Origin of the sequence: Campylobacter sp. 1569 (assembly GCF_024723675.1) — a bacterium.
Taxonomy (GTDB): domain Bacteria; phylum Campylobacterota; class Campylobacteria; order Campylobacterales; family Campylobacteraceae; genus Campylobacter_D; species Campylobacter_D jejuni_C.
In genome coordinates, this window is record NZ_JANQDB010000002.1 from 40,470 (window position 1) to 59,906 (window position 19,437).

Genomic DNA, 19,437 nt, shown 5'->3' on the forward strand with positions numbered 1-19,437 from the left:
ATTATTTATTTTTCTCAAAAATGAGAAAAATAAAACTGATATAGGACGGATTTTAAATCCTACCTATAAAATCCCTTGCTTTTTTTAATTGCTTCTAGTATTTCTTTTTGTTGTTTATTCTCTAGCATAAGAGTTAATGCTACTTCTGCCATTTTTGGAATTTTACCACTAGCCCAAGTATTTATTGTGGAAGCAGGGACATCTAGTTGTCTTCCTAGTTCGGCTTGAGTAATATTCAATTCTTTACAAACTCTTTTAACGATGTTTTCTTCTGTCATTTTAACCTTTCTTTTATTTGTATAATTTTATCAAAAAGTATTTTATAAACAACTTCTTTGTTTATAGATTTGAAGATTTTAGTATGTTTTATCTAATTTAAACATCCTTTTACATTTTTTAAGATTATCTTTTGAGAAAATTTCAAGAATAAATAATCCTATGATAATTGCACAAATCCCAAGAAATGCAAAAGTTAAAGCTAATATTGAGATAATAATATTAAAAGCTTTTGAGAGGGCATTTAAAGCAGATCTTATTGTTTTTGTAATCATAGCTTGCAACCCTCATAATCAGCTTTGTACCATTTGATAAAATTTAATTCCATATCACCACCTAATGCACTTTTGTATTTAAAAGTCCACATTATGTTATTTTCTTTGTGTAATTTAGGTTTAGTTTTTCCATTTAGACTTGGTTCATTTGATTCGCGATAAAATGCTAATTTATATGCCTCATCTAAAGTATAAGCACCAGGCATTTGATGAAACTTATTTTCATATTCACAGTAATTGCCTATATTTTTACTTTCTATTTCTTTTATTGTTTCTAACATACATTTATAAAAGTCAAAGCCTAAGTTTTTAATTAAAAATCTGCAATAAGATATAATTAAAGGTATATATGATTCTGCATAGAATTCTTTAATTTCTCTGTAACAAACTTCAATAATCGCATCAGTAAGTTTATATATTTCTATATTCTCATTACTGCTTATAAATTCGTAGTAATAATTATAATCCATATCAAAAGCATTAAAACAAAATACTGCAATACCACAAAGTGCTTTTACTCTTTCTGAATCATTATTAACTCTAAAATACTCGATAACTTTTTCAAAAGCATTAACTGAAAACTCTGCTTGTTGATTTTCATAGGTTAAATGCCTTATTTCTCTATATTTAGCTAATCTTTCTTTGATTTCGTTAAATTGTTCTCTTGTCATTTTTCGCCTTTCAATAATTCTTTTGCTTTTATCAAGAGTTTTTTTAAGTCATCTAAATTAGATCTTAATTCATCCTCATCACACTCTTCCATGTAGTCAATCAACTCTAAGCATTCTTTGTTAATTAAAGCCAAAGCTCTTGCGTGTTCTATGGCTGTGTTAATTTTTTCTTTTAACATTTTTACTTACTTTAAAATGGAAGCTCACCATCATCTTCTAAAGTGGCATCTAAAGTATGAATTTGTTGAGGTTTTTGATTAAAATTTTGTGCATATGGATTAAATGAAATGCTTTGAGCTTGAAACTCATTTTGCTCTTGTGGTAATTTTTTGTGTTTGGCTTTAAAGTTTTTATATGCAACTGGCTCTTTTTGGTTTTTAAATTCATCAAGACTTTGTAATTTTGAGTTAAAAATTCTACTAAGTACTATTTTATTTTCAAGTTGATTGTTTTTATTTAAAAACTCTTCTGTGTCAAAACCCAAAAGCAAAGTTTTATTTGTTAGCTCATCAAGACTTGTAGCTTCTGTTTCTTTTCCGTAGATATTTGCTTTTGTTTTTTTGCTAAGATCAAGTTCTTCTATACCTAAAAATAGCATTATTGCGTTAAGTTGTCTAAAGCCTAAGTAGCTTTCCTTTTCGCCTTTTGAAGTTGTGTATGTAAAATCTCCATTCTTTGCAATAAATAAATTAAAATCAGCTAATTTATTGTGTTTTTGGCATACAAATTCACATTTTACAAAAGTATTTGTATGGCCTGTGTTGCCGATAGTATCATATAAGAATATTTTTCTAAAATAGCCACTATATAAACCACCTTCGTTTAAATATTCAAGTAGTGGCTGATAATTTGCCACTTCATAATTTGCTTTAAATGTTGGTATCATTTTTTAGTCCTTGTTTAAGTTCGAATATTTTATTTTTATCATCTAACAATTCTTTTATTTTCTCTCTTGTAAAGATATTGTTGTTTTTGATAAATGCATTTTGTTCTTCTTTATTTAAGCCCATATCCTCTAAGGTTTTTCTTAGTTCAAGCCCAAGTTTTTTTAGCTCATTTGCTTCATCTTTTATTAGCGTTGCTTTAGTATTGTTATAGTCTTTGATAGTATCTAATTCACTCTCATCTAACATTCCAAGACCGCAAATACTTAAAGTAACGCGCCTTTTAGCTTTAGTTATGGCTTTCATTAAAGCATTTGCTAGGTTATCTCCGCCCAAATTTTTAATATTTAAAGCTCCTGTGTCGCAATCTGTTCTACCATCTGGAGTGCTAGCATAAACCGTAACCATATAAATATCTCCAATTTGATTAGCTTCTGTTTTAGTGATAGATACTTTATGGATTTGTCTTAACTGATCTGTTGCTGTTTTTGTTGCATAAAGAGTTAATTTGCCATTAAGTTCAATGTACTCAAAAGGCTTAGTTAACATATTGATGCCTAAACTATCGCAAATACTTTTTACATAAGAAGTTCTTTCTTCATCACTTAATTTTGATAAATCTCCTTTAACTAGTGCTAATTCATATGGATTAAAGTTAAAATTATTTTTTTGTGTTTTTTCAGCTACTACTAATTCACTCATTTTATGCTCCTTTTTTGATTTTTAAACACATTGAAGTACTTTGTTTTATATATTCTTTTGGGATTTCTAATTTAGTAAAATCTAAAAAGCCTTTATAATCAATCGTTGTTCTATTTTGCGGATAAACACTAATATCCAAGCATTTAACTTTCTCGCCATTTGCTAACTCTATAAATTCTTTTTTAAGAGCTTCTAGTTTTTCTTTTATAGGCTTCATTGTGCTTTCAAGTCTAATTATTTCTAAGGCTAGTTCTTTTGCATGAGCATCATCAAGTTCTTTGTAGTCGCTTTTTTGATTAACGAGATAATCTTTTATAAACTCATCTATTTTTCTAAGCATAAAATCTTGATATTCCTTATCGCTTTTAACTACACAATAAGTCAAATCATCATTCTCATTTAAGACTGCAAAAACACATTTTTCAAAACCACCTACAAAAAGTTGAAATTGGACTTGAGCGTAGTATTTTGGGCTAGGTTTTTTAAATTTTAACACTTGCTCGTATTCTTCGTTATTCGTTGAGTATTTAAACTCGTATATTGTTTTTTCATCATCTATACCATCTAAAGAAGCCATAAAAAGCTCATTTTCTAAGCTTTGAATAACAATAGGAGTTATATCTTTTCCTATCATAAATTCCATTTTTGCTCTGATTAATTCCTCATATTCTCTACCTTTTTGCATAGCTTTATTGGTATATGGCTCAAAAAGTCCTTGTATAAGTTCTTTTGCCTTTTCTTTGCTTAAAAAAGCACCTTTTTCACCAATACAAGAAGCGACTATACTAGCTGTGATTTTTCCTTTTCTAAACTCAAGCCATTCTTTAGAGCCTTGTTCTAATTCTATGATTTTATACTGCATGATTAAGCCTTTCTAATAGTAAATTTGTTATTTTGATTTGTCCTTTGCCAGTAATTTTTGTCGTGCTTACTAATCTATCTCCATTTATTGTGCTGATAGTTGTTTCACTTACTTTGAAAAGTCCTTGCTCTATGCATTTTTGATAAGGTTTGTTATCACTCATTAAAAAGCCATTGTCTCTTAAAAAGGCAAAAAGTCTTTTTTCTCCGATTTCAATTTTATTTTTTTCATAAAGTATTTTTGCGAAATCTCTTATTAAAATAGCATCATTAGTATTTTTTATACGATTTGCAAAGTGAATAAGTGGTGCGTTTTCTTTGGCTTCGTTTTTTAAATTTACATTTTCTAATTCTAGTTTTTCGTTTTTCTCTAAAAGCTCCAAACCTAAAAGTAAAGCTTCTTTATGAGTTAAAGGCTTTATGCCATAGCTTCCATTTTTTCTGATACTAGGTAAAACTTCTTTATTAACCCACATTCTAAAAGGTTTGGCTTTTTTACTTCGGCTGTTGTTCATCACAAAATAAAGTTGAGCTTCTGTAATAAAGATAGCATTTTGTATTCTACCTAAGCTATCTTGGATGGGGTAGATATTATCTACATCATCTTCAAACTCCCTATTTATAGCCACTTTGACATCTCTTGAGTTTTGTATTTCCAAAGCTTTGCAAACATCACTTAAGCAAAACAAAGGCTCATTATTTTCATCTTTTATTACTCTAACTTCTAAATTATCCTTTTTAAAAATTTCTAAGTTCATTTTTCATTCCTTTTTAATAGTTTTAAAATTTCTTCATCTCTAGCCTTAATATTTTGGATGTAATTATCAAGACAACAAAATAAATCAAAAGCAAAAGCTAAAACCTCAAAATTATCTAGCTTTCTTTTTCTACCAGTTGCTTTTTCTAAGCATTCTAAAAATTTATCTTCTTGACTCATTTGTAACCTTTCGTATTTTTTTGTATTCTTAAGAATACCAAAATTATATATAATTATTTTTGTATTGTCAAGTAATACAATGTATGCTTTACAAAAAAAATATTTTTTATTAGAATTACAATAAAATACAAAAGGTAAGACGATGCAAGAAAAGCAAAAAAACAATAAATCTGAAATTATATCTGTAAGGCTTGATACTGTAACAAAAAACAAACTCGCCTATATATGCGAACTTGAGTATCGCCCTATGGCTTTACAAATAAGAAAAATCATTGAAGATTATATTAATACCTATGAAGGCGAAAATTCATTATGGCAAAAAGGTGATTACCCTAATTAGTTTTATTTTTAACATAATCGCTTAAAATTTTAACTATTTGAGTTGCTAAAGGGCGGTATTCTTTATCTGCTATTTTTTGTAACTCTTCTTTTAATTCTAATGGAATTCTTATACTTAGCGGTTTTGTTTGTTTTTTCATAATGTTTTCTCCTTTAGTGTTTTTATTTTTTTAATTGCTAATTCTTCAGCGTTATCCATAGCTATAAGCCCTAACTCATCAAGTATTTTTATTTTAAAAGAGTGAAGTTTTCTAAGCTCTTTTTCTTTTTCTTCTAAAGCTAATAAGCTTTGATTGATTGCCTTGTTTTTAAGCCTGATATGATGCTGGGCTTTGAAAAGCTTTATTTTTAAATCATCATCTTTTTTGAAAAATAACAACATCAAAGCTCCTTTGTTAATAAGCTTAATAGTTTAATGTTTTCAACTTCTATAGCCATTCTTAATTTATTTTCACTTTTAAATAAGTCTTTAGCTTCTTTTAGTTTTTCTTCTAATAAAACTATTTTCTTTTTATATTCGCTGACTTCATTTGCATAATCATCAAAACGAACGTATGCCTTTTTGTTTATTACTTCTGCTCTCATTGATATTCCTTTCAAAATCTTTATACTCAAAAGAGCGCAAAGCAAAAAGGAAAAAATATGTCTTATTGTTTATAATTAAGGAGTAATCGCAATGAAAAAAACTTAATGAATGTGATGTAAAATCAAAACAAAAATCTTTGCGCTCATTTGAGTATAAAAAGGGTTTAAGAAAGCCGAGTAAATCCGCAAATCTCGGTATTGTATAATTGTTTAAGTTTATGCTAAGCGGATTTAGTTAAAATTTATCTGTGTTAAAAAGTATTAGAGTTTTATAAGCTCTCTAATTAGCTCTAAGATTAAGATTAAAATTGTTAAAGTTTTATCTAACATTTTAGAGCCTCCTTTCTCAACACCGAGATAAGTTAGCAACTTAAACTTTATAATTATACAAAATTTTTCTTAAACCCTTAGTTTTCTGTCATTTTTAAAGTGCAAGAAAACATAAAATAGCACTATAAACATTTATGCTAAGCCAAGTTTTTGGATAACTTGCTAACCCTTCTGCTATAAGAACTATCAACGCGATAGTAAAGCTTAATTTCCAAGCAGTCAAAAGCTTAATCAAGTCTTTTTAGTAAAAGACTTTGTTAAGCTTTAATAGCATTTAAAGTTTTTTGCGTTTCCTTTACTTTGGATATTAAATCCCAAATCTTAAAGTTAACATCTTCTTCTCTGTAAGTTTCTAAAGAAGTTGAAAACTCCCAATCTTGCAATTTGCACTCAAGATCTGTTATAAAATCTTCTATCAAATCTTTAAGATAAAAAAGATTTTTACCACTCATACTCTCATCATACATAAGCTCTTTAGCTAGAGTATCAGCTTCTCTTTCTCTTTTTTCTAAATCAAGGTAGCAACTATCTAACATTTTAAATCCTTTTTTGTTTCTTAGGTTTCATTTGTTTCGATGAAGAAATTGTAGTATAACTACATTTAAAATAAACTTAAATATATGTAGTATATCTACATATTTTAAAAAATGCATTTATGATATAATTTTGAGTATAAAATAGAGGCAAAATAAAGGGTTGTTGTTGAAAAAATTACTGATTTTATTTGTATGTATATATGCTTTTGGGTTTGATGTGTGTGAGCGAAGAGAGATTGAAATGTCTGCGTATATAGAAAAACATGCTGTTGGTTATAAAAGCAAAAATTTTAATCTTTCAGAAGAAAAACTATACAAAAAATCTTTTAGCGATTGCTATGATAAAAAGAATAAAGAAGCTTGTTTACATATTTATAATAATTTTGCTATAGATGGAAATTTTAAAGTTGAGAGCAATATATTTAATTTGATTGAAATAATGGCTTATGTTGGTTTAATTCTTGATATGGACAAAGATAAAAAGTATAAAGAAATTAATCGCTTGATAGCTTTAGATAGTTGGAAAAAATCATCAGAATTGATAGATTTTGCTTTAAATAAAACTAATGATACAAAAGCTATAGAGGCATTAAAGCTACTAAAAAAGATGAGTGATTTTGAAGTTAATCGGGCTTATGTGTGTCCTTTGTATTATAATGATAAATTACAATCTGATATAATAGACATGCCCTGTGCCTGTAAAAAAAATACTGCACTTTTAATAAAACCAGATACTATAAGACGAGCTTTTTTAAATTTAAAACTTTTATGTGATAAATATAAAGATAGTGTAAGCTGTGGAGTTGTTGGTGGGCTTTATGAAAATGGAAAAGGTGTAAGGGTTGATTTTAAACAAGCAAAAAAATACTATGGCTTAGCTTGTGATGGCGGTTATCAACTTGGCTGTGATGGATATAAAAGGTTGATGGGGTATTGAGGATAATTTGGTATCCATTTTTTTATTTGCTAATTGTTTTAGTATTTGGATTATATTTAAGCGTTATAATTTTACTTGAAGTTAGTGGGGGTAGTTCAAAATTACTCTTTTTTAATTTTTTTTCATATTTTTGTTTTATAGTAGATGCTTTTGGATTTCCAGTATGTACTATGGCTATATATCGTTTTTCAAAATCTTCATTAAGTAATTCATATATAGCTAGTATTTGCTCATAAGCTGTTTTTAAATCTCCACCTTTTAATTCTGTGTATATAATTATATCTTTTAAATCAGTTGTAGCAACAAGATAATCACATCTTGATTGTTTATTTTCTAATTTATTAATATCTTTTGTATCAATTAAAATTTTATAAAAATCTCTTCCATTGCATTCAAGTATTAATTTTACACTATCTTCACATACTAATGTGTTATTATAGCACTCGTCTTTATTTATAAACTTTTCTTCTAATATATTTTTTTTCATTTATCCAACTCTGCTATTTTATAATAATCATCCATTATTTTATCTGACACAGTGTCTATATATTCAGCATCAATTAGATTTGTTTCTTTGTCCATAATTGATTCAACTTTTCCATCTTCTAATTTATAGACTGCTAAGTCTTTATAATCTATAATATTTTTTTTATCAATTATTTTATAAATATCATCTTTTTTATTATTTTGCAGTTTTTGCTCAACCATTGAAGCATATAAAATATTATTTAATGATGTTAATATATATGGGCTATGAGTTGAAAACATAATATTCGGTTTATTTTTTGCATTCCTAAGGCTTGTGAGATAATAAGCCATATTCATTTGATTAATTGGAAATAAATTTGATTCCGGTTCTTCTATAAAAATTTCTAAAGTCGGTTTGTTTTTTTGAGAAAAAAGAAATTGAAGAAAATTAATTTGTTTTAATATTTCTTCTTCAATGCTCCGGTATTGTTCTTGTATTTTATTTTTATTTGTAATAAATTTATTTAATATGTTTTCAAGAATAATTTTTTTTGCACTTTTTTGTTCGATATTATATTCATGGGCAAAATAATTACATATTATTTCCAATATGCTAGCGCTCTTCTCCCCAGAACTTGATTGCTCAAATGGTATTTTAATGTCATTATATTTTAAATAAAACTTATTAAAATCTGCTTCTGTTTCAGAAATAAATGTTATATTTTCCATAGTATTTAGTTTGAAGTTCTTTAACTTGTTGATACTTTCAATAAAATTTGCTATCATATCATCTGTATGATACGATAATTTGATTTTTCTTTGCTCTGGAAGCGTAAACAATTCTGGTAAAAAATTTCTAGTATCATTTATAAATACTATTTTTCCAATTGGATTTTTGTTTTTTATTAGATGTATAATTATTTCTTTATTTTTTATTTCTATTACTGGAGTTTTATTATCTATAAATGCAATTTCAGTTCTTTTGTCTATGTAAGTATCTAGCATGGATTCTTTTAGATATTCATTAAATTTTTCTTGACTTATAGAGTTAAGTAATTTTGGCTCATAAAATGATTTCATCCATTCATGTTTATATAGCCATTTTAGCATACTAATGGTTCTTAGAATTACACTTTTTCCACTACCGCTTTTTCCTATAAATACTACAAATGGTTTTAAGATTATCTCTGCTTCTTGTATGGGTCCTAAATTTTTAATTATTATTTTTTGCATTAAGTGTTACCTTATTAAAATATTTACAATTATATCTTATTAAAAATAAAGAAAGGTATTTTTAAAATAAAATTTTACCACAATCAACCTTATAATTTTTTATATTCTCGTTTTCCACTTCATGATTTGACACTCGATAGCATTCTTTAAAATTATTACCTTTTATAATCTTGATATAAGAGTTTGGAATAGCAATTTGATTTTTTATTCTTTGTGGGTTGCTATCATAATTAACTAAATTTAAAACTTCAATTTCTCCAAGCTTTAAAGCTACTTGTCTTTCTCTTTTTTCAATCTTATTCCATACTTTTTGATTAATTTGTGGATTTTGCGGAGTAATATTACTCATTAAGAATGTACTTCTTTGAGCTTGAGTAGTTTTTCTCATAGAGGCATTAGAAAGGGTATGTCCTCTATCATAACCACTATTTTTATAATCACTCCAAGTGGTACGATATTTTTTAGGTATATTTGTATCATCTTCAAAGTGCGGACGCTTTTTGATTTGTTCGCCTTTTAGATTATCTGCTTCTAATTTATAAGCTACTGCTTTAGTACCTTTGTAGTTATAATCATAGCAATTAATATAATAAAATTTATCTAAAACTTGAGAGCAGTTTTGTGTAGTAAAATACTTTGCAAAATCTTCACTCGGTTTATATTGCGTGTACTTTGCAAAAGATAATGAGGTAAATAGCGCTAATAAGAATATCTTTTTAAGCATTTTTTCATATCCATTATCTTTTGTTTGTTTCTAATTATTTTTTAATAAAAAATAATTTCGTTTGGTTTGGGGTGTTTATCACTAAAAAATAATTTTGTTTTTTCTGCTTTCTCTTTTATATGTCCTATTGCTTTTAATGCTTTTATTATTTTGTTATCTTTCAAAGAACTACTTTGTGTATATTCATTCAATACCGCATTGTTAAAAAAATACTGTATATTTTTGTTTTTTAAAAAATCTATTAGAAATTTTTCTTTTATTTTTTTTATTCTATGCTCATCTAATTTAATAATTTTGTCTGTATTGGTTTGTATAACAATATTTAAAAAAATATTAAATATTGTTTTTATATCTTCATTATTATTATCCAAATAATCAAAATTATTTAATATATCTATATATATATCAAAATAAATACAAAGTAATTTTTCGTTTGTTATTATTTTTTCAATAGCATTTTTTATAGTTTGTATGAATAATTCTCTTGTTATTATATTATTTTTAATTAAAATCTTGCAAGTATCAGGATCTAAAAACAATATAATATCATTGCTGTTACGATTGAAAAAATCACTTTCAATATAATACTCATATGCAAATAATTTATTATTTATTATTTTCTTTTCATAAAAGTGGTTGAATATATCTGTAAAAGCTTCTACACCATATTTAAAATATACTTCAGTAATATTGATTTTAACTTTTCTTTCTTGTTTGTGGAAAATATGATACTTCATGCTATAAAAAAACTGTTTAAGCACATCTTCTCTTAAGTTTAAATCAATTTTATTTAATTCTTTTTTAATACAAGATATATGATATAAAAATTCAAAAAACTCGTTTAAATTTTTATATTTTACTATACCTACTATACTTACTATACCTAGTATATCTACTATATTTTTCTCGGATGAAATTTTTTCAATTGTATCTTTTAAAAAATAATAGTTAAGATATATTTCTTTATACTTGTATATTTTTTTAGAAATTACTTCTTTTCCTTTTTTTGTGCTTATCAATAAAAAATTTTTTTTATCTTGATAGTCGTTAACCAAATTGAGTATTTTTTTTAATTTATTTTTTGAAATTTTATTTAATTCATCTATTACGATTATATTTGTTTGATTTTCTATAATATTTTTTTTAATTTCTTCAAAAGTAGATATTAAAGAATTAATATAACTATTTTCTTGATATTCATTAATTTTAATGAAATCTTTAATGAAATATGTCTTTCCTATTTTCTTTTTGCCATATATGATATAATTATTGTTTTGTTCATGTTTTAAATAGTTTTTTAGCTTACTTATTAAGTCTTGGTGTTTCATTGTGTTTTCTTTAACTGTAAATTTTTGTATTTTAACATAAATATGTAAAAATATTAAATTAAAACTAATATATCATATTTATACTTCATCTTACAAACTCTATAAAATTTTTAAAGGTTTCAACTGTCATTTTTGATACAACCACCCCTATAATTTCACACTGTGCAAAATCGCTAATTTTAACTTCTTTGTAGTCTTTGTTTTCAGATACTAAATAAATAAAATCGCAAAAAGCTTCTTTTTTAATTTTTTTACAATATAGATCTTCGCCTTGTCTAAAAATAACTATATCAGCACTCGATATAGTACCAAGAGTATTTTTGCTTCTATCAATAACAACAAAATCTCCATGTGTTAAAAGTGGCTCCATGCTATCGCCATTTATTTTTATAATATCATAGCTTTTTTTTATAGGAATGTCTAAAATCTCTTTTAGAAAACTTCCATCAACACAAATACTAGTATAATTTATATCTTGTGCTAAAACTCCATATCCAGCTGAAGCAGAAACATCAGGATAGTATTTAAATTCGATTTGATTGTCTTTTTTTAACAAGGGAATTATATTTGTTTTTATATTATCGTTTATTGGTGCTAATTTTTCTATCGGAACATTTAACACTTGAGCAATTTTTATAACATTTTCATAATTTTCAGGTTGGTTGTTTTCAGATCTATACCAATAGGCTATGCCATCTAATGATATTTCATAGCCGTTGTCTGTTAGCATTTGAGCGAGTTTACTTCTACTGATTTTTTTCTCTTTCAGCACTTCTGTTAAATATTCTTTGTTTAATTTATAAAACATCGCATTCCTTATTTTTATTGTAGTAATTATACATCGTTTTTTTATAAAATTTATGTAGTATAACAACATAAATTTTAAGCTTATTTTTATGGTAGTTATACTACATTTTTATTTAAAAAGTTAGGAAGCAAAATTGAACAGAAAAGAGTTGAAAAAAATTCTATTAACTTATTATAGTAAGGCTGGAGTTGATAGTATTTTGAGTTCTCGCATTGGGATAAAAGTGCAAGTTGCGGGAGAACTTTGGGAGAAATATCATATCCCACCAAATATTTGGGGTAGAGTAAATAGAGATAAGCTGCTTGATTTTATAGAGGAAAACCAAAAAAGGAGTGTGAGTGAAAGAGCTTAATTTAAAAATTAAAATTAAAGATGAGCATTATAAGGTGCTTGAAACACTTTCTAGCCAAGATAATAAAAGTGTTGATGAATATATTTTTTCGACTTTAAATAAATTCATCTCTCTTGATATTAGCTTGGCTTTAAGGGTTGAAAACGCTTTGATACTTAATAAGGATTAATCTTTGTCACTAATTAAATCTGGAGTATCAAGACTAAAGTGTTGCGAAGTGTTTTTATCCTTTTCCAATAAAGCCACTTTGCTTTCTAATGCTTCAACTCTTAGTTTTAAATCTAAAATGATTTTTTCTAATTGTTGGATTTCCATTTTAATCCTCCTTTCTTTAAAGATGGGGAATTTTAACTAAAAAGGAGTGCGGATGAAAAGGATGTTTTATGAGTGTGATTAACTACTTGCTTTCGGGTCTTAGTATAGGATTTTTAATCGGAGTTTTTATTTATTCTTTGTCTCATTTTTTACATCAAAAGTTCAAAGATAAATATAAATCAGCCAAGAGGAAATAAATTAAGGAAAAATGATGAGTATACCGCATTTTAAAGCTAGTTTAGAAGTGGCTTTAGGAGCTAAAAAGTCACTTAGAGCTAGAAGAGGTTTCACAAAAGTAGCTAATACGATTTTTTATGGTGGCTTAAGTATGGATGCTTTGGCTCTTTATTTACAGCTTAAGAGAATGAGTGAAAAAACTTTAGTAAGTGAAATTTACTTAAGAGAACTTATTTTAATCAAAAAAGATACAAGAATAAGCTTAAAAAGACTTAGGGTAGCAAAGAGAGAATTAATAGATTTTGATTTATTGCAAATAGATAAAGTAAGAAAAGGTTCTTTGAATTTTTTTGAATGGATTTTATTTGATGAAAATAAAAACATTATTAAGCATTTTAATAAAACTGAATATAAGCTTAAACTAGAAGATAAAAACCTAAGCAAAGTTGCTGAAAATAACACTTTATCAATCGACACAAAAATGACTATTGAAAAAGAAAAAAATGAAAATTCCCTATATATAGAAACACACACGCACGCGTATAAAGAAAATAATATAAATATAAATAATAATAAATTTATAAATTTAGAAAATTTAGAAAATAAAGAGAATACAAATAAAAATAATAACGCTACGCGAACTTTTTTTGTTGTTGATTTTGGAGCTTTAAAAACACAGGAGTTTAGCATGGGTAAATTTAAAAAACCTAGTGTAGATGATCTAATGGAGCAGATTAATACCTTTAATCAAAAGCACAATACTTGCTTTGATGAGAGTTTGGCTGAAGATTTTATAGAGTATTGGGATGTTAGACAGTGGAAGAGAAGCAACAAAAAAATGGCTTCTGTTGCTGGTAGCTTACATACTTGGCTCAAATATGCAAAGGAAAATGCATTAAGAAAAAATGCTTTTAAAGCTAGAAAAAAAGAAGCTGAAGCTTGTGTGGTGAGTTCTTTGATGGATTATTATGGATTTGAAGATAGTCAAGAACAAAAATATATTGATTATATTGATGTAGTAAGTATTAGTTGAGGATGAAATGAAAGAAAAAGTTAAAATTTTAATGAATTTGTTAGAGCTTAATGAAGCTCAAGCGGTGGATATAGTTGGTAGATATTTAAAAGATGTCAAAGATATACATGTTTTTTTAGATTATTATTTTGAGACATGTATGAGTGAAAAAATCATCGGTTCTACTTATGAAAAACTTAGAATTGTTTGCAAGATAGCACAACTTGAGTTTAAAGAACGATTTAAAAATAAAGAAAGTTTTTTAAAATGGCTTTTTAGAAATTACAAGTCAAGAGCCTTCTTTAGAGTGTATAAAAATGATTTTACATATGAATATTTTGCTTATGATAGTTTCAAAAATAAAGTAAAACTTGAAAATAGTTCAAATGATTGTTTAATATGTATAAATGGCTTTAAAGAATTAACATATCACGATGGGTCTTTGGTGGAAGATGGGTATTTTAAAGAGGCACTTATAGACTTCATGTTTAAAAACCAGCATAGAGTTGGTAAAGATTTGAGCTTGGATATTCAAAAGATAGAATTAAAAACAGAACTTTGCCATCAAAAAACAAAAGAAGAAGAAAAAATATTGCACTTGCAAAATTTGGAAAAGTTTTCTCAAAAACTAAAAGAAAAAACCGACACCAATTTTAATTATTTAAGCAAAAATAAAGAAAAGGTAATACGATGAGCTATTCTTTAAAATTAGAGCTTAAAAATAACCCTGTGCCTTATAAAAGAACAACTCAAAGAGCCAAGTTTGTTTGCAAGGATTATCTTAAGTATTTAGATTTTAAAAAACTCTTGCAAATTGAGTTTAGAAAGCAAAATGGAATAAGCCCTAATCAAGCTTTTGACTCTAAAAAGCAATACGAGTTTTCTTTAAAAATAGGTTTTAACAATAAAAAGCATGGTGATGCAGATAATATCGTAAAAGCCGTATTGGATGCGCTGTTTGAAAATGATAAGAACGTGTTAAAAGGGAAATATGAAATTGTTGCTTTTAAAAAGGCTTTTTTGGATTTAGAAATTAGCCAATATGATTTTAAGGAAGGATTATCTTATGAGCAATAAAGTATTAACAAAAGATGAGTTAGAGCAAAAAGTTGATGAGTTTTTTGCTACAAATACACCACTTGCTGAAACAAAAGAAAAAACTATTTATGCTCCAAAGACAATAGAAAGTCTAGCTGTATTTTTAGGTGTTACGACAAAAACTCTTAGTATTTGGGAGAAAGATGCAGAATTTGGAGAAATTATTCAAATGGCTAAACAAAGATGTGCTAGCTCTATAATAGATCATTCTTTGATAGGCACTTACACTCCTAGCATAAGCATGTTTTTGCTTAAAAACAATCATGGCTATGTAGATAAACAAGAAGTGGTTAGTGATAGTGTTCAAAAAATAGAAATCATAAGAAGTGAAGTTAAATGCAATTAAAACTTGATTTTTCTTACACTCCGGCACAACTTAAAGTTTTTGATGATAAAAATCCACGCTTCATAACTGTAGCAAAGGGGAGAAGATTGGGTTTTACAAGAGGAAGTGCAAAATATGTAATAGAAAATCTTTTAATGGAGTTAAATGTTCTTTGGGTTGACACGGTTCAAAGCAACTTACAAAATTATTTCGAGCTTTACTTTATGCCTGAGCTAAAAAAACTCCCAAGAGAATTTTATTCTTGGAGCGTTCAAGATAAAAAACTCATTTTAAATAATGCTGTGCTTCATATGAGAAGTGCTGAAAGACCTGAAAATATAGAAGGCTTTGGCTATGATTTGGTAATTTTAAACGAAGCAGGAATTATCTTAAAAGGCTCTAAAGGGGAGTATCTTTGGTACAACGCCATACGCCCTATGTTGCTTGATAATCCTAAATCAAGAGCGATTATAGGTGGAGTTCCTAAAGGAAAAAATCTTTTTTATGAGCTTTGTAAAAAAGAATTAAGTGATGAAAATTGGAAACATTTTCAGTTCTCAAGTTATGATAATCCTTTTTTGAGTAAAGATCAAATCAAAGAGCTAATCGAAGAAGTAGGCGGAGAAGATAGCGAAGTAGTTAAACAAGAAATTTATGGAGACTTTATAGATAACTCTAGTGCAGAACTTTTTGCTTTAAGTGATATTGAAAAAAGTATGAATGTTATTAGTTTTGATATGCAAAAAATGCAAGGAGACAATATATGGGGACTTGATGTAGCAAGATATGGAGATGATAAGAGCGTTTTGGTTAAGAGAAAAGGTTTTGTTGTAGATGAAATTAAAAAATATAGTGGGTTTAGCATTAGTGCTTTAGCAAATGTTGTTTTAGCAGAATTTAATAAAGACAAGGAAAAGCCACGAGGTATTTTTATAGATACTTGTGGGCTTGGAGTTGGTGTATATGATATATTGAGTGATTATGGCTTGCCTGTATTTGAGGCAAATTCTGCAAATTCTGCAACTAGCAATGAATACTTAAACAAAAGAGCGCAAATGTATTTTACTTTGGCTAAAAACATAAAACATATGCAAATTATCAAAGATGATGAGCTAAAAAAAGATTTACGCATGATTGAATATGAGTATTCTGATAAGGGGCTTTTAAAGATAAAGGCAAAAGAACAGATAAAAAAAGATTACGGAAAAAGCCCTGATACTAGTGATGCTTTAGCTTTAACTTTCTTTGAAAAATTGCACCCAAAAAACAATACTAGTGAAGATTGGAGTTATGATGGCTGGTGAGTTTTTAATGGTATATGAGAATATAGATCCGCTTAAAATTAAAGAGTTAGCTAAGAAAGAAGATGATGTTATAAAAATAATTTTGGCTAAGTGGATATTAGATCTTTTTGGGGGTTTTAGAAATATTTCTAAAAAGCAATACAAGAGAGAAATGGTGAAAATTTTAAAAGAAAAAGGTGTGAGTGATGATGATATTGCTAAGCTAACAAAGCTTAGTAAAGTTACCATATGGAGAATTAATAATGAGAAATAAAGAAGAAAAAATTACGTATTTAGTAAAACTTATAAGTGAAAGTAAAAATGCTTATGAAAAATACAAGCCTTATTTTTCTGCCTTGCAAGATGCATATTTATTAAAAAATGAAAAAAAAGAAATTTATGAAAAAAGAAACAAATCTTGCATCTTTATACCAAAGATTAATGCAAAAATTAAATATTTAATAACTGCTTTAAATGATGTGTATTTTAACAGTGAGAGAATGGCAGATATTGAAAGTTATATTAATTCAGATGAGCAAATTATAGCTATGTGGCAAAGAGCTTTAGATTTTTATACAGGAGAAATTAATTTGTTTAAGCTCTTTCAGCCTTTATTTTTAGATGTTTTAACAACAGGAACATCAATAGCAAAAGTAACTTGGCACAAGGGTATGCCTCGTATTGAAAGAGTTGGTATAGATGAGGTTTATTTTGATCCAAATGCTTTAAATAATGATGATATTAGTTTTATCGTAAATGAGATTTATCTTTCACACGCACAAATTAAGCAAAGGCAAAAATTAGGATTTTATCAAAAGACAAATATAGATGTGCATTTTGACAAAAATGAAGAGTTTAAAAAGGTTAAGTTATATGATATTTATGTGAAAAAAGATGATGATAAATGGGTTGTTTCAACACTTTTAGAAGAGGAATTGTTACGCGATGATGTGATCTTAGAAGATGGGCAGCCTTTTGTTTGGGGGTCAATGCTTCCACAATTAAAAACAATAGACAATGAAGAATATGTGTGTGCTTATGGCGAACCTGTTATGTCAAGTGCATTGTCTTTGCAAAAGGAAATAAATATCACAAGAAATCTTTTAATAGATGCAATGAGAAGTGCATTAAACCCAAAAATAATACTTCAAAAATCTGCCGGAGTTTCAAGAGAAGACTTAGAAACTGTTGGTAAGCCAATATATCTTACAGAGCCTTCAAGTGTTGGTTTTTTGCCAACACCGAATATAAGTAGCTCAGGGGTTAATTTAGAACTCTTAGAGAGTGAAATCACAGAGGTTACGGGTGTTAGCCCACAAAATAACGGCGCACAAACTGCACAAAATGAAACTGCTACTGAAATTAGCATAAAAGCACAAGAAGGTGGTCGAAGAAGTGCTGATTATATTAGATCATATAATGAGACTTTTGTAGAGCCTTTGTTTGATAGATTTGCAAAACTAGTATTTAAGTATGGAAATGATGAATTTTTTAATGGGTTTACAAGAGAGGATATACCTAGTTTTAGATTTAATATACAAACAGGTACTGGAGCTATGAATAAAGAAATTAGAAGAGCAGGACTTCAAGCAAGTATGCAAGTATTTTCACAACTTTATCAAATGTATATGAGTATAGGTGATATGCAAAGTGCATATGGAATTGTTAAAGCTAATGAAGAGTTAGTTAAAGAACTTTTACCTATTTTGGGGATAAAAAATGTCAATTCTTTATTTGCTTTCAACAAGGGTATGCAATGAAGATTTTGTTGGATTTAAATTTTGATATACAACAAACAAAAGGAGGTAAGAGGCTAGTTGATTTTATAGATAAAAAATACCAAGAATGTTTTGCAATGGCAAAAAACCAACAACAAACAGCAGAGTATAGGCTAAAAGCTTTAGAGCAAATGGCTTTTTTAGACACGATAATAAATTTACTAAAGGAAGAAGATGATGAATGAACAAATGAATGAAAATGATGCTTTAAATGAACTTTTAAACTCACTTAATGACAATGAAGAAACCACTCAAAGCAAAGAGGAAGGACAAGAAGTAGAGCAAGTAGAACAAGATGAACAAGATGAACAAAATAATCAAGATTTATCTAAACTTTTAAAAGAGCAAGCAAATGAAATTAAAACCTTAAAAGAAAGCTTAGCACTACTTAATAATAAAAATAAGCCAAGTAAAGAAGAAGAAGAAAGGAAAGAGTATTTAAAGCAATTAGGGCTTGATGGAATTGATGAAAGGCTTAAAAAACTAGATGAATTAGAAGCAAAAGCTAAGCAAAAAGATGAGGAAGAAAGCTTGCGCGCTAAATACATGGAGGTTGAAAGAACAATTAGAAAAGAGTATCCAAATGCTGACTTAAAAACTATGGGAGAATTAGCAAACAAACTTGGTGGATTAGCAAGTGGAGATTTACAAAGCTGGAGAACACTTTTGGCTATGGTTTATAAAAAAGATATTGGTAAAAAGGCAGATGAGAGCCTACCTAGATCAAATTACGCAGGTGGCGAGAGTGATTTTAACTCAAAAATAAAAAAAGGTGATGATATTTCTAATATTGATTTAGGAAAAGAATTATTATCTTTAGTTTAAAGAGGGGTATTTAATGAATTACGCAGCATTAATGAATAATGGTTTTGATTTTTCAAAAAACTTAGTTAAGGCTCAGGCTCCAAAGGTTGATAGTTTTTCATTTACTGATTTTCTAAGTAAAGGTTTTGATAATTTTAGTAAATGGGGGAATAAAGAAATAGCAAAAAATGGAGCAAGAACTAATTTTGATAGGCTTATAGACCTTGGTGGGCTTGCCGGAGGACTTTGGGGCGGATATGAAGAGCAGAAAATGGCAAAAAAGAATTTTGAGCTTCAAAAAGATGCTTACAATTTTAACAAATACTTAGCACAAGAGGAGCTTAGAAGAAGACAAAATAGAGAAAATAACTTAAAAGAAGTTTGGGCTAGTTAAAGTTT

33 protein-coding genes are annotated in these 19,437 nt (G+C 27.5%); 14 read left to right on the forward strand and 19 right to left on the reverse strand.

Annotated features, from left to right (window positions below; genetic code table 11):
* Positions 1–59 precede the first annotated feature (59 nt).
* The 8 genes from CAMP5060_RS01205 to CAMP5060_RS01240 all read right to left on the reverse strand — a co-directional run bounded on the left by CAMP5060_RS01205 (position 60) and on the right by CAMP5060_RS01240 (position 4,606).
* Positions 60–278: a helix-turn-helix domain-containing protein gene (locus CAMP5060_RS01205; protein ID WP_337217753.1), complete on the reverse strand. Its 219-nt coding sequence runs from the start codon at positions 276–278 to the stop codon at positions 60–62.
* Positions 279–547: 269 nt separating this feature from the next.
* Positions 548–1,222: a hypothetical protein gene (locus CAMP5060_RS01210; protein ID WP_337217754.1), complete on the reverse strand. Its 675-nt coding sequence runs from the start codon at positions 1,220–1,222 to the stop codon at positions 548–550.
* A complete protein-coding gene (locus CAMP5060_RS01215) occupies positions 1,219–1,401 on the reverse strand; it encodes a hypothetical protein (protein ID WP_047208132.1) in 183 nt (60 codons plus the stop codon). Before CAMP5060_RS01215 ends, CAMP5060_RS01210 begins: the two co-directional genes overlap by 4 nt.
* Before the next feature lie 11 nt (positions 1,402–1,412).
* Positions 1,413–2,108 (reverse strand): hypothetical protein, encoded by a 696-nt coding sequence (locus CAMP5060_RS01220; protein ID WP_337217755.1) that lies wholly within the window; start codon positions 2,106–2,108, stop codon positions 1,413–1,415.
* Positions 2,092–2,808, reverse strand: a complete 717-nt coding sequence (locus CAMP5060_RS01225; protein ID WP_074692789.1) for a hypothetical protein — start codon at positions 2,806–2,808, stop codon at positions 2,092–2,094. Before CAMP5060_RS01225 ends, CAMP5060_RS01220 begins: the two co-directional genes overlap by 17 nt.
* Position 2,809: 1 nt before the next feature.
* Positions 2,810–3,670 (reverse strand): lambda-exonuclease family protein, encoded by an 861-nt coding sequence (locus CAMP5060_RS01230; RefSeq protein WP_337217756.1) that lies wholly within the window; start codon positions 3,668–3,670, stop codon positions 2,810–2,812.
* Complete coding sequence (locus CAMP5060_RS01235; protein WP_337217757.1) at positions 3,660–4,427, reverse strand: phage antirepressor; 768 nt, start codon at positions 4,425–4,427, stop codon at positions 3,660–3,662. The genes CAMP5060_RS01230 and CAMP5060_RS01235 overlap by 11 nt, the downstream gene beginning before the upstream one ends.
* The gene (locus CAMP5060_RS01240) at positions 4,424–4,606 is read right to left on the reverse strand and encodes a hypothetical protein (RefSeq protein ID WP_087685549.1); all 183 of its coding nucleotides are present in this window, start codon (positions 4,604–4,606) and stop codon (positions 4,424–4,426) included. Before CAMP5060_RS01240 ends, CAMP5060_RS01235 begins: the two co-directional genes overlap by 4 nt.
* Before the next feature lie 142 nt (positions 4,607–4,748).
* On the opposite strand from CAMP5060_RS01240, the gene CAMP5060_RS01245 reads away from it, so the two are divergent.
* Positions 4,749–4,946, forward strand: a complete 198-nt coding sequence (locus CAMP5060_RS01245; protein ID WP_087685550.1) for a hypothetical protein — start codon at positions 4,749–4,751, stop codon at positions 4,944–4,946.
* On the opposite strand, the gene CAMP5060_RS01250 is transcribed toward CAMP5060_RS01245, so the two are convergent.
* From CAMP5060_RS01250 to CAMP5060_RS01270, 5 genes are all read right to left on the reverse strand, one after another.
* Positions 4,939–5,085 carry a hypothetical protein gene (locus CAMP5060_RS01250; protein WP_192860688.1) on the reverse strand — a complete coding sequence of 49 codons (147 nt, stop codon included), beginning with the start codon at positions 5,083–5,085 and terminating at the stop codon, positions 4,939–4,941. The two genes, CAMP5060_RS01245 and CAMP5060_RS01250, sit on opposite strands and share 8 nt — an antisense overlap.
* The gene (locus CAMP5060_RS01255; protein WP_263658864.1) at positions 5,082–5,327 is read right to left on the reverse strand and encodes a hypothetical protein; all 246 of its coding nucleotides are present in this window, start codon (positions 5,325–5,327) and stop codon (positions 5,082–5,084) included. Before CAMP5060_RS01255 ends, CAMP5060_RS01250 begins: the two co-directional genes overlap by 4 nt.
* A complete protein-coding gene (locus CAMP5060_RS01260; RefSeq protein WP_214115095.1) occupies positions 5,327–5,530 on the reverse strand; it encodes a hypothetical protein in 204 nt (67 codons plus the stop codon). The genes CAMP5060_RS01255 and CAMP5060_RS01260 overlap by 1 nt, the downstream gene beginning before the upstream one ends.
* 424 nt (positions 5,531–5,954) lie before the next feature.
* Positions 5,955–6,083 (reverse strand): hypothetical protein, encoded by a 129-nt coding sequence (locus tag CAMP5060_RS01265; RefSeq protein ID WP_263672814.1) that lies wholly within the window; start codon positions 6,081–6,083, stop codon positions 5,955–5,957.
* Between the two features lie 34 nt (positions 6,084–6,117).
* A complete protein-coding gene (locus tag CAMP5060_RS01270) occupies positions 6,118–6,396 on the reverse strand; it encodes a hypothetical protein (RefSeq protein ID WP_337217758.1) in 279 nt (92 codons plus the stop codon).
* A gap of 241 nt (positions 6,397–6,637) precedes the next feature.
* Here CAMP5060_RS01270 and CAMP5060_RS01275 point away from each other — a divergent pair, with 241 nt between their 5' ends.
* Complete coding sequence (locus tag CAMP5060_RS01275; RefSeq protein WP_442863345.1) at positions 6,638–7,333, forward strand: sel1 repeat family protein; 696 nt, start codon at positions 6,638–6,640, stop codon at positions 7,331–7,333.
* Between the two features lie 22 nt (positions 7,334–7,355).
* Here the strand turns inward: CAMP5060_RS01275 and CAMP5060_RS01280 are convergent, their stop codons facing one another.
* The 5 genes from CAMP5060_RS01280 to CAMP5060_RS01300 all read right to left on the reverse strand — a co-directional run bounded on the left by CAMP5060_RS01280 (position 7,356) and on the right by CAMP5060_RS01300 (position 11,894).
* A complete protein-coding gene (locus tag CAMP5060_RS01280) occupies positions 7,356–7,820 on the reverse strand; it encodes a hypothetical protein (protein WP_066008557.1) in 465 nt (154 codons plus the stop codon).
* Positions 7,817–9,034, reverse strand: coding sequence for an AAA family ATPase (locus CAMP5060_RS01285; RefSeq protein ID WP_337217760.1), 1,218 nt, complete (start codon positions 9,032–9,034; stop codon positions 7,817–7,819). Before CAMP5060_RS01285 ends, CAMP5060_RS01280 begins: the two co-directional genes overlap by 4 nt.
* Positions 9,035–9,095: 61 nt before the next feature.
* The gene (locus tag CAMP5060_RS01290; protein ID WP_337217761.1) at positions 9,096–9,758 is read right to left on the reverse strand and encodes a DNA/RNA non-specific endonuclease; all 663 of its coding nucleotides are present in this window, start codon (positions 9,756–9,758) and stop codon (positions 9,096–9,098) included.
* A 41-nt stretch (positions 9,759–9,799) separates the two neighbouring features.
* Positions 9,800–11,086, reverse strand: coding sequence for a hypothetical protein (locus CAMP5060_RS01295; protein ID WP_337217762.1), 1,287 nt, complete (start codon positions 11,084–11,086; stop codon positions 9,800–9,802).
* Positions 11,087–11,171: 85 nt separating this feature from the next.
* Positions 11,172–11,894 (reverse strand): S24 family peptidase, encoded by a 723-nt coding sequence (locus CAMP5060_RS01300; protein WP_337217763.1) that lies wholly within the window; start codon positions 11,892–11,894, stop codon positions 11,172–11,174.
* A gap of 133 nt (positions 11,895–12,027) precedes the next feature.
* Here CAMP5060_RS01300 and CAMP5060_RS01305 point away from each other — a divergent pair, with 133 nt between their 5' ends.
* Together CAMP5060_RS01305 and CAMP5060_RS01310 are read left to right on the forward strand one after the other, a co-directional pair.
* Positions 12,028–12,246, forward strand: a complete 219-nt coding sequence (locus CAMP5060_RS01305; RefSeq protein WP_263672817.1) for a hypothetical protein — start codon at positions 12,028–12,030, stop codon at positions 12,244–12,246.
* On the forward strand, positions 12,233–12,415 hold the full coding sequence (locus CAMP5060_RS01310; RefSeq protein WP_087685558.1) for a hypothetical protein: 183 nt from the start codon (positions 12,233–12,235) through the stop codon (positions 12,413–12,415). Before CAMP5060_RS01305 ends, CAMP5060_RS01310 begins: the two co-directional genes overlap by 14 nt.
* Here CAMP5060_RS01310 and CAMP5060_RS01315 read toward each other — a convergent pair.
* Positions 12,412–12,561: a hypothetical protein gene (locus tag CAMP5060_RS01315; protein ID WP_158100226.1), complete on the reverse strand. Its 150-nt coding sequence runs from the start codon at positions 12,559–12,561 to the stop codon at positions 12,412–12,414. The two genes, CAMP5060_RS01310 and CAMP5060_RS01315, sit on opposite strands and share 4 nt — an antisense overlap.
* Before the next feature lie 211 nt (positions 12,562–12,772).
* Here CAMP5060_RS01315 and CAMP5060_RS01320 point away from each other — a divergent pair, with 211 nt between their 5' ends.
* The 10 genes from CAMP5060_RS01320 to CAMP5060_RS01365 are packed head-to-tail and all read left to right on the forward strand — an operon-like array spanning position 12,773 to position 19,432.
* Positions 12,773–13,771, forward strand: a complete 999-nt coding sequence (locus CAMP5060_RS01320) for a hypothetical protein (RefSeq protein WP_337217764.1) — start codon at positions 12,773–12,775, stop codon at positions 13,769–13,771.
* A gap of 7 nt (positions 13,772–13,778) precedes the next feature.
* Positions 13,779–14,444, forward strand: coding sequence for a hypothetical protein (locus CAMP5060_RS01325; RefSeq protein WP_337217765.1), 666 nt, complete (start codon positions 13,779–13,781; stop codon positions 14,442–14,444).
* A complete protein-coding gene (locus tag CAMP5060_RS01330) occupies positions 14,441–14,827 on the forward strand; it encodes an endodeoxyribonuclease RusA-like protein (protein WP_039625747.1) in 387 nt (128 codons plus the stop codon). Before CAMP5060_RS01325 ends, CAMP5060_RS01330 begins: the two co-directional genes overlap by 4 nt.
* Complete coding sequence (locus tag CAMP5060_RS01335; protein WP_235375843.1) at positions 14,817–15,194, forward strand: DNA-packaging protein; 378 nt, start codon at positions 14,817–14,819, stop codon at positions 15,192–15,194. The genes CAMP5060_RS01330 and CAMP5060_RS01335 overlap by 11 nt, the downstream gene beginning before the upstream one ends.
* Positions 15,185–16,477: a terminase large subunit domain-containing protein gene (locus tag CAMP5060_RS01340; protein ID WP_337217766.1), complete on the forward strand. Its 1,293-nt coding sequence runs from the start codon at positions 15,185–15,187 to the stop codon at positions 16,475–16,477. The genes CAMP5060_RS01335 and CAMP5060_RS01340 overlap by 10 nt, the downstream gene beginning before the upstream one ends.
* Positions 16,467–16,730 (forward strand): hypothetical protein, encoded by a 264-nt coding sequence (locus CAMP5060_RS01345; protein ID WP_039625751.1) that lies wholly within the window; start codon positions 16,467–16,469, stop codon positions 16,728–16,730. The genes CAMP5060_RS01340 and CAMP5060_RS01345 overlap by 11 nt, the downstream gene beginning before the upstream one ends.
* On the forward strand, positions 16,720–18,216 hold the full coding sequence (locus CAMP5060_RS01350) for a portal protein (RefSeq protein ID WP_337217767.1): 1,497 nt from the start codon (positions 16,720–16,722) through the stop codon (positions 18,214–18,216). Before CAMP5060_RS01345 ends, CAMP5060_RS01350 begins: the two co-directional genes overlap by 11 nt.
* Positions 18,213–18,419 carry a hypothetical protein gene (locus CAMP5060_RS01355; protein WP_047208152.1) on the forward strand — a complete coding sequence of 69 codons (207 nt, stop codon included), beginning with the start codon at positions 18,213–18,215 and terminating at the stop codon, positions 18,417–18,419. Before CAMP5060_RS01350 ends, CAMP5060_RS01355 begins: the two co-directional genes overlap by 4 nt.
* A complete protein-coding gene (locus CAMP5060_RS01360) occupies positions 18,409–19,059 on the forward strand; it encodes a hypothetical protein (protein ID WP_337217768.1) in 651 nt (216 codons plus the stop codon). Before CAMP5060_RS01355 ends, CAMP5060_RS01360 begins: the two co-directional genes overlap by 11 nt.
* 13 nt (positions 19,060–19,072) lie before the next feature.
* Positions 19,073–19,432, forward strand: a complete 360-nt coding sequence (locus tag CAMP5060_RS01365; RefSeq protein WP_039625757.1) for a hypothetical protein — start codon at positions 19,073–19,075, stop codon at positions 19,430–19,432.
* Positions 19,433–19,437 lie beyond the last annotated feature (5 nt).

What these genes read in the sequence shown, in the direction of transcription:
- CAMP5060_RS01235 (WP_337217757.1), bottom strand. Translation starts at nt 4,427, where the DNA reads ATGAACTTAGAAATTTTTAAAAAGGATAATTTAGAAGTTAGAGTAATA.
- CAMP5060_RS01245 (WP_087685550.1), top strand. Translation starts at nt 4,749, where the DNA reads ATGCAAGAAAAGCAAAAAAACAATAAATCTGAAATTATATCTGTAAGG.
- CAMP5060_RS01295 (WP_337217762.1), bottom strand. Translation starts at nt 11,086, where the DNA reads ATGAAACACCAAGACTTAATAAGTAAGCTAAAAAACTATTTAAAACAT.
- CAMP5060_RS01210 (WP_337217754.1), bottom strand. Translation starts at nt 1,222, where the DNA reads ATGACAAGAGAACAATTTAACGAAATCAAAGAAAGATTAGCTAAATAT.
- CAMP5060_RS01300 (WP_337217763.1), bottom strand. Translation starts at nt 11,894, where the DNA reads ATGTTTTATAAATTAAACAAAGAATATTTAACAGAAGTGCTGAAAGAG.
- CAMP5060_RS01335 (WP_235375843.1), top strand. Translation starts at nt 14,817, where the DNA reads ATGAGCAATAAAGTATTAACAAAAGATGAGTTAGAGCAAAAAGTTGAT.
- CAMP5060_RS01330 (WP_039625747.1), top strand. Translation starts at nt 14,441, where the DNA reads ATGAGCTATTCTTTAAAATTAGAGCTTAAAAATAACCCTGTGCCTTAT.
- CAMP5060_RS01220 (WP_337217755.1), bottom strand. Translation starts at nt 2,108, where the DNA reads ATGATACCAACATTTAAAGCAAATTATGAAGTGGCAAATTATCAGCCA.
- CAMP5060_RS01225 (WP_074692789.1), bottom strand. Translation starts at nt 2,808, where the DNA reads ATGAGTGAATTAGTAGTAGCTGAAAAAACACAAAAAAATAATTTTAAC.
- CAMP5060_RS01320 (WP_337217764.1), top strand. Translation starts at nt 12,773, where the DNA reads ATGAGTATACCGCATTTTAAAGCTAGTTTAGAAGTGGCTTTAGGAGCT.
- CAMP5060_RS01365 (WP_039625757.1), top strand. Translation starts at nt 19,073, where the DNA reads ATGAATTACGCAGCATTAATGAATAATGGTTTTGATTTTTCAAAAAAC.
- CAMP5060_RS01350 (WP_337217767.1), top strand. Translation starts at nt 16,720, where the DNA reads ATGAGAAATAAAGAAGAAAAAATTACGTATTTAGTAAAACTTATAAGT.
- CAMP5060_RS01205 (WP_337217753.1), bottom strand. Translation starts at nt 278, where the DNA reads ATGACAGAAGAAAACATCGTTAAAAGAGTTTGTAAAGAATTGAATATT.
- CAMP5060_RS01275 (WP_442863345.1), top strand. Translation starts at nt 6,638, where the DNA reads ATGTCTGCGTATATAGAAAAACATGCTGTTGGTTATAAAAGCAAAAAT.
- CAMP5060_RS01345 (WP_039625751.1), top strand. Translation starts at nt 16,467, where the DNA reads ATGGCTGGTGAGTTTTTAATGGTATATGAGAATATAGATCCGCTTAAA.
- CAMP5060_RS01340 (WP_337217766.1), top strand. Translation starts at nt 15,185, where the DNA reads ATGCAATTAAAACTTGATTTTTCTTACACTCCGGCACAACTTAAAGTT.
- CAMP5060_RS01315 (WP_158100226.1), bottom strand. Translation starts at nt 12,561, where the DNA reads ATGGAAATCCAACAATTAGAAAAAATCATTTTAGATTTAAAACTAAGA.
- CAMP5060_RS01270 (WP_337217758.1), bottom strand. Translation starts at nt 6,396, where the DNA reads ATGTTAGATAGTTGCTACCTTGATTTAGAAAAAAGAGAAAGAGAAGCT.
- CAMP5060_RS01285 (WP_337217760.1), bottom strand. Translation starts at nt 9,034, where the DNA reads ATGCAAAAAATAATAATTAAAAATTTAGGACCCATACAAGAAGCAGAG.
- CAMP5060_RS01290 (WP_337217761.1), bottom strand. Translation starts at nt 9,758, where the DNA reads ATGCTTAAAAAGATATTCTTATTAGCGCTATTTACCTCATTATCTTTT.
- CAMP5060_RS01240 (WP_087685549.1), bottom strand. Translation starts at nt 4,606, where the DNA reads ATGAGTCAAGAAGATAAATTTTTAGAATGCTTAGAAAAAGCAACTGGT.
- CAMP5060_RS01255 (WP_263658864.1), bottom strand. Translation starts at nt 5,327, where the DNA reads ATGTTGTTATTTTTCAAAAAAGATGATGATTTAAAAATAAAGCTTTTC.
- CAMP5060_RS01325 (WP_337217765.1), top strand. Translation starts at nt 13,779, where the DNA reads ATGAAAGAAAAAGTTAAAATTTTAATGAATTTGTTAGAGCTTAATGAA.
- CAMP5060_RS01230 (WP_337217756.1), bottom strand. Translation starts at nt 3,670, where the DNA reads ATGCAGTATAAAATCATAGAATTAGAACAAGGCTCTAAAGAATGGCTT.
- CAMP5060_RS01250 (WP_192860688.1), bottom strand. Translation starts at nt 5,085, where the DNA reads ATGAAAAAACAAACAAAACCGCTAAGTATAAGAATTCCATTAGAATTA.
- CAMP5060_RS01280 (WP_066008557.1), bottom strand. Translation starts at nt 7,820, where the DNA reads ATGAAAAAAAATATATTAGAAGAAAAGTTTATAAATAAAGACGAGTGC.
- CAMP5060_RS01355 (WP_047208152.1), top strand. Translation starts at nt 18,213, where the DNA reads ATGAAGATTTTGTTGGATTTAAATTTTGATATACAACAAACAAAAGGA.
- CAMP5060_RS01360 (WP_337217768.1), top strand. Translation starts at nt 18,409, where the DNA reads ATGATGAATGAACAAATGAATGAAAATGATGCTTTAAATGAACTTTTA.
- CAMP5060_RS01215 (WP_047208132.1), bottom strand. Translation starts at nt 1,401, where the DNA reads ATGTTAAAAGAAAAAATTAACACAGCCATAGAACACGCAAGAGCTTTG.
- CAMP5060_RS01260 (WP_214115095.1), bottom strand. Translation starts at nt 5,530, where the DNA reads ATGAGAGCAGAAGTAATAAACAAAAAGGCATACGTTCGTTTTGATGAT.